This window comes from Tepidimonas thermarum, assembly GCF_007556705.1.
Lineage (GTDB): Bacteria > Pseudomonadota > Gammaproteobacteria > Burkholderiales > Burkholderiaceae_C > Tepidimonas > Tepidimonas thermarum.
The window spans coordinates 1-3,170 of record NZ_VJOL01000094.1 but is presented as its reverse complement, the minus strand read 5'-3'; the positions used below and the strand labels follow the sequence as shown (position 1 = coordinate 3,170).

The 3,170-nt window shown below is 63.4% G+C and carries 7 protein-coding genes; all 7 read right to left on the bottom strand.

The window, feature by feature from the left end; translation table 11 throughout:
* On the bottom strand, nt 1–566 hold a 566-nt coding region (locus Tther_RS12890; protein ID WP_143904499.1), incomplete at its 3' end, for a hypothetical protein.
* Nucleotides 553–756, bottom strand: coding sequence for a hypothetical protein (locus Tther_RS12885; RefSeq protein ID WP_143904497.1), 204 nt, complete (start codon nt 754–756; stop codon nt 553–555). The genes Tther_RS12885 and Tther_RS12890, both read right to left, overlap by 14 nt.
* A 180-nt stretch (nt 757–936) precedes the next feature.
* Nucleotides 937–1,443: a GNAT family N-acetyltransferase gene (locus Tther_RS12880; protein ID WP_143904496.1), complete on the bottom strand. Its 507-nt coding sequence runs from the start codon at nt 1,441–1,443 to the stop codon at nt 937–939.
* Nucleotides 1,440–1,718: a type II toxin-antitoxin system TacA family antitoxin gene (locus Tther_RS12875; protein WP_021251077.1), complete on the bottom strand. Its 279-nt coding sequence runs from the start codon at nt 1,716–1,718 to the stop codon at nt 1,440–1,442. Before Tther_RS12875 ends, Tther_RS12880 begins: the two co-directional genes overlap by 4 nt.
* Nucleotides 1,719–1,777: 59 nt before the next feature.
* Nucleotides 1,778–2,353 carry a hypothetical protein gene (locus Tther_RS12870; RefSeq protein ID WP_143904495.1) on the bottom strand — a complete coding sequence of 192 codons (576 nt, stop codon included), beginning with the start codon at nt 2,351–2,353 and terminating at the stop codon, nt 1,778–1,780.
* The gene (locus Tther_RS12865) at nt 2,350–2,676 is read right to left on the bottom strand and encodes a hypothetical protein (protein WP_143904494.1); all 327 of its coding nucleotides are present in this window, start codon (nt 2,674–2,676) and stop codon (nt 2,350–2,352) included. The genes Tther_RS12870 and Tther_RS12865 overlap by 4 nt, the downstream gene beginning before the upstream one ends.
* 32 nt (nt 2,677–2,708) lie before the next feature.
* A complete protein-coding gene (locus Tther_RS12860; protein WP_246099051.1) occupies nt 2,709–3,140 on the bottom strand; it encodes a hypothetical protein in 432 nt (143 codons plus the stop codon).
* Nucleotides 3,141–3,170 lie beyond the last annotated feature (30 nt).

Genomic DNA, 3,170 nt, shown 5'->3' with positions numbered 1-3,170 from the left:
CCCTTCGTCAACTCTTCCCGCAGCGCCCGCTCCATCTGCCGTTGGTACTCCCGCAGAGCCACGCTTCGCACGGTGTCGGCCATGCCAAAGCGCGGTTCGACCTTCTGCTGACGGCGCAGCAGGTACAAGGCCAAGATGCGTTTCTCGTCCCGGCGCTCGAAGACGCTACCTGCGCGGTAGAACACGTTCTTCTTTGCCAAGAGTCGGCCCGGCCACTGGCTCTTGGGGATGACCTGGGTCTTTGCTTTTGCAGCCATCGGGCCCACCGGGATCGCCAGCTTGCCGGTCTTGGTGCCACCGGACTCCTGCAGCGCCATGAACCGATCCCGCGACCAGACCTCGGCCATCAGGGTACGGGGCTTGGCTGGTGTGACGCCAACGCCTCGGCTGATCCACGGGCGGCGCAGGTTGAAGCGCTCGGGCAGACCGTCGCGCACCGCATCGCGGGCGTCGAACGCCGTGCGAGTCAGGGCCTTGGAGGCAGCATTGGGTACGTGCTGCTGGGCCAGATCCGAGAGGTGCTCGGTCGCTTTGGCCACATCGGCGGTGACGTCAAGTTTCAGCATCGGCGGACTTCCGGCGGCGAGGAGTGGCTGGCGCTTCGGCGTTTGCAACAGGCTCGACAGCAGTGCCGGCTTGCTGCGCCAGGATCTGATCGGCAGTGGCGGCATCGACCTCGACCGTCAGGCCGGGAGCGAATGAGCGCGTGCCGCCGTCGCCGGTGACGACCACCGGGCGGGTGATGAGAAGTTTCATGGGGGAGTCTCCAGCGCTGGGCAGAGAGGCGAACGCCCAGCCCAGAAACGACAGCGCCCACCGGAACGAATCGGGTGGGCGCAGTTATCAGCAGTACATGAATACTGTACCTTGTGTCCGGACGGGATTCAATCAGGTTTCGGAAAACAACCTCAAAAAAATTTTCCGCTTCTGATCGAATCACCCCGCCAGTAGCGCCTTGAGATCCTTGAGCATCAGGAACAGGTGATAGGGATCGGTCGGGCTTGGCTCAAATTCCCAGGACTCATACCACTGCCGCGCGGCCTCATCCTTGGCATGAACCAGCAGGCAACGAATGCCGGCGATGTCAGCCGCCTGTGCGGTGCGCAGCAGCGCGTCCTTGAGCAGCGCCTTGCCCAGACCTTTTCCCTGATGATCACGATCCACGGCCAGCCGTGCCAGGATCATGACCGGCACCGGATGCCGGGCCAAGCCCTTCATGACGCGTGCAGGAGCATCCTCCGGATCAACACTTCCGACCGCCAGACTGTAGAAGCCCACGACCTCACCGCCAAGGCAGCACACGTAGGTCTGGGCGCTGTTGGCCTTCTGGTTGACGAGCGCGTAGCGCTGCAGAAACTGGTTCAGTGACGGTTGCCCGCAGTCGAAGCCTTCCGTCGAATCCGTCGGCGCGAGCTTGCGGATCGGCTCATACGCTGCGCTCAACCCAGCACCCCGGGCTCACTGAGCAGTTTCTTCAAGCGCGGCTTGGCTTGCACAGGGCGATCCAGCGCCTGCTGAAACGCCTGCCACTGGTCATCGTTCAGCACAAAGTGACGACGATCTGCCAGTGCCTGGTTGGCCGCGATCACCCCGGCATCCAGCAGGAATTCGCTGACGTTTTTGTGGCAAGAACGCGCAGCCTCCTGCAGCAGCTGTTTGACAGAGCTGCTGGCGCGGACATCGATCCGTTCGGTTTTGGAGAGGTTTAAGGTGCTCATGGCAACCTCCATATTCAGAAACTACCCTCATCATAGCGTCCGGACGATGTCCTGACAAGTCAAGCGTGCGTTGATCTCTCTCGCCGAGGCCTGGGCGCTCGCTCATAGCCGTAGTACCTGGCCAGCACCCCAAGTGCCGCGACCAGGATGCCCTTGGCCTCGTTTTTCTCGACACGCTTGCCGTTCCAGCCATCGCGCAATGCCCAATCGCGGATCGACATCTGCAGCCCGGCCACGTACCACAGCGCCGATCCGGCCGGACTGCCACTGCCACCGACGGCCTCCAGCGCATCCCGAACCGCTCGGGCAGCACCAGCGTTCCTCTCGACCATCATCTGCCCGGGCGCAGTCCCTCCCGGCAAACCATCGAGCTTGGGACTGGCCACGCCACTGGCAAATGCCCTCGCAAAGTCCTGCGAGAACTGCTGGCCGGCATCGTGCATGGCACCGGTGATGCTGCCGTTTCGGAGCATCAGCGCCAGCGTATCCACAGTGCGGTAGTGGTCGACGGGCTTGCGGTCATCGTCCTCCTCCCGCACGTAGCGGATCACGCTGCCATCCGGGCGGATGTGCTCCTCGCCGATGCGCGGCTTTTTCTCGGCACGGGCCTTGGCGCGTTGCGTCTTCTTGGTCATGGCCGTGCCTCCCCGAGTTGCCCGAGGGTCGCCAGCGCACCATCGCGGCTGCGTTGCACGGTGATCGACTTGGCCGTGGTCGCCACCACCGTCCAGGTCTCACCATCACCCCGGTCGATGACTTCGCCTTCGCGCCAGGGACGACTCTGCTTCGTCGTGGCGGTCCGCGCGCCGTAGAGCTTGGTGGCGATGCCGGTCAGAAACGCTCGGTCCCACTCGTCGTAGATATCCTCCAGCGGCACGACCACGATGCCTTGCTTATGCCATGCAGCGGCGCGCATCGCCCGGAGCTCTTCGGCGTTGGCCGGTGACTGCGGTGCCATCCTGCCCAATGGGCAGGGAATCGAGGGTGTGCTCATACGCATGCCACACCCCCTTGGGACATCGCCCAGTCCAGCAGCGCCAGCGCATCGGCGTGGTTGTCGTCGACCGGATCGAAGCCGCGTACCTTGGCGGCCGCAATCATCTCGGCCTTGCCGGCATTGCCCTTGCCGGTGGCGTGCTTCTTGATCGTGCCCACGGGCACGCCCTGGTACGGGATCTGGTGGTGTTCGCACCAGGCCGTCAAGTGCGCCATGAAGCCGCCGTAGATGTGCGCTGCATCCACCCCTTTGTGGTTCCTCACCTCCTCGTAGACCACCAGATCAATGCCATCGGCGCATTGCTTGATTTCGGTAAGCCAACGTTTAACAGGCCGTTGAAAAATCCCTCGCCACCCCCCGCGTCGGGCGGTACGATCTGAGGCCAACCGAGAACAACGCAGACGAGCACGATGAGAGGCAGTCAAGACTTCCAGGGGGCGATGTTCAGCTACATC

Bases quoted from the DNA above. Each gene is read 5' to 3' on its own strand.
- Tther_RS12875 (WP_021251077.1), bottom strand. From the start codon at position 1,718: ATGAGCACCTTAAACCTCTCCAAAACCGAACGGATCGATGTCCGCGCC.
- Tther_RS12865 (WP_143904494.1), bottom strand. From the start codon at position 2,676: ATGGCACCGCAGTCACCGGCCAACGCCGAAGAGCTCCGGGCGATGCGC.
- Tther_RS12885 (WP_143904497.1), bottom strand. From the start codon at position 756: ATGAAACTTCTCATCACCCGCCCGGTGGTCGTCACCGGCGACGGCGGC.
- Tther_RS12870 (WP_143904495.1), bottom strand. From the start codon at position 2,353: ATGACCAAGAAGACGCAACGCGCCAAGGCCCGTGCCGAGAAAAAGCCG.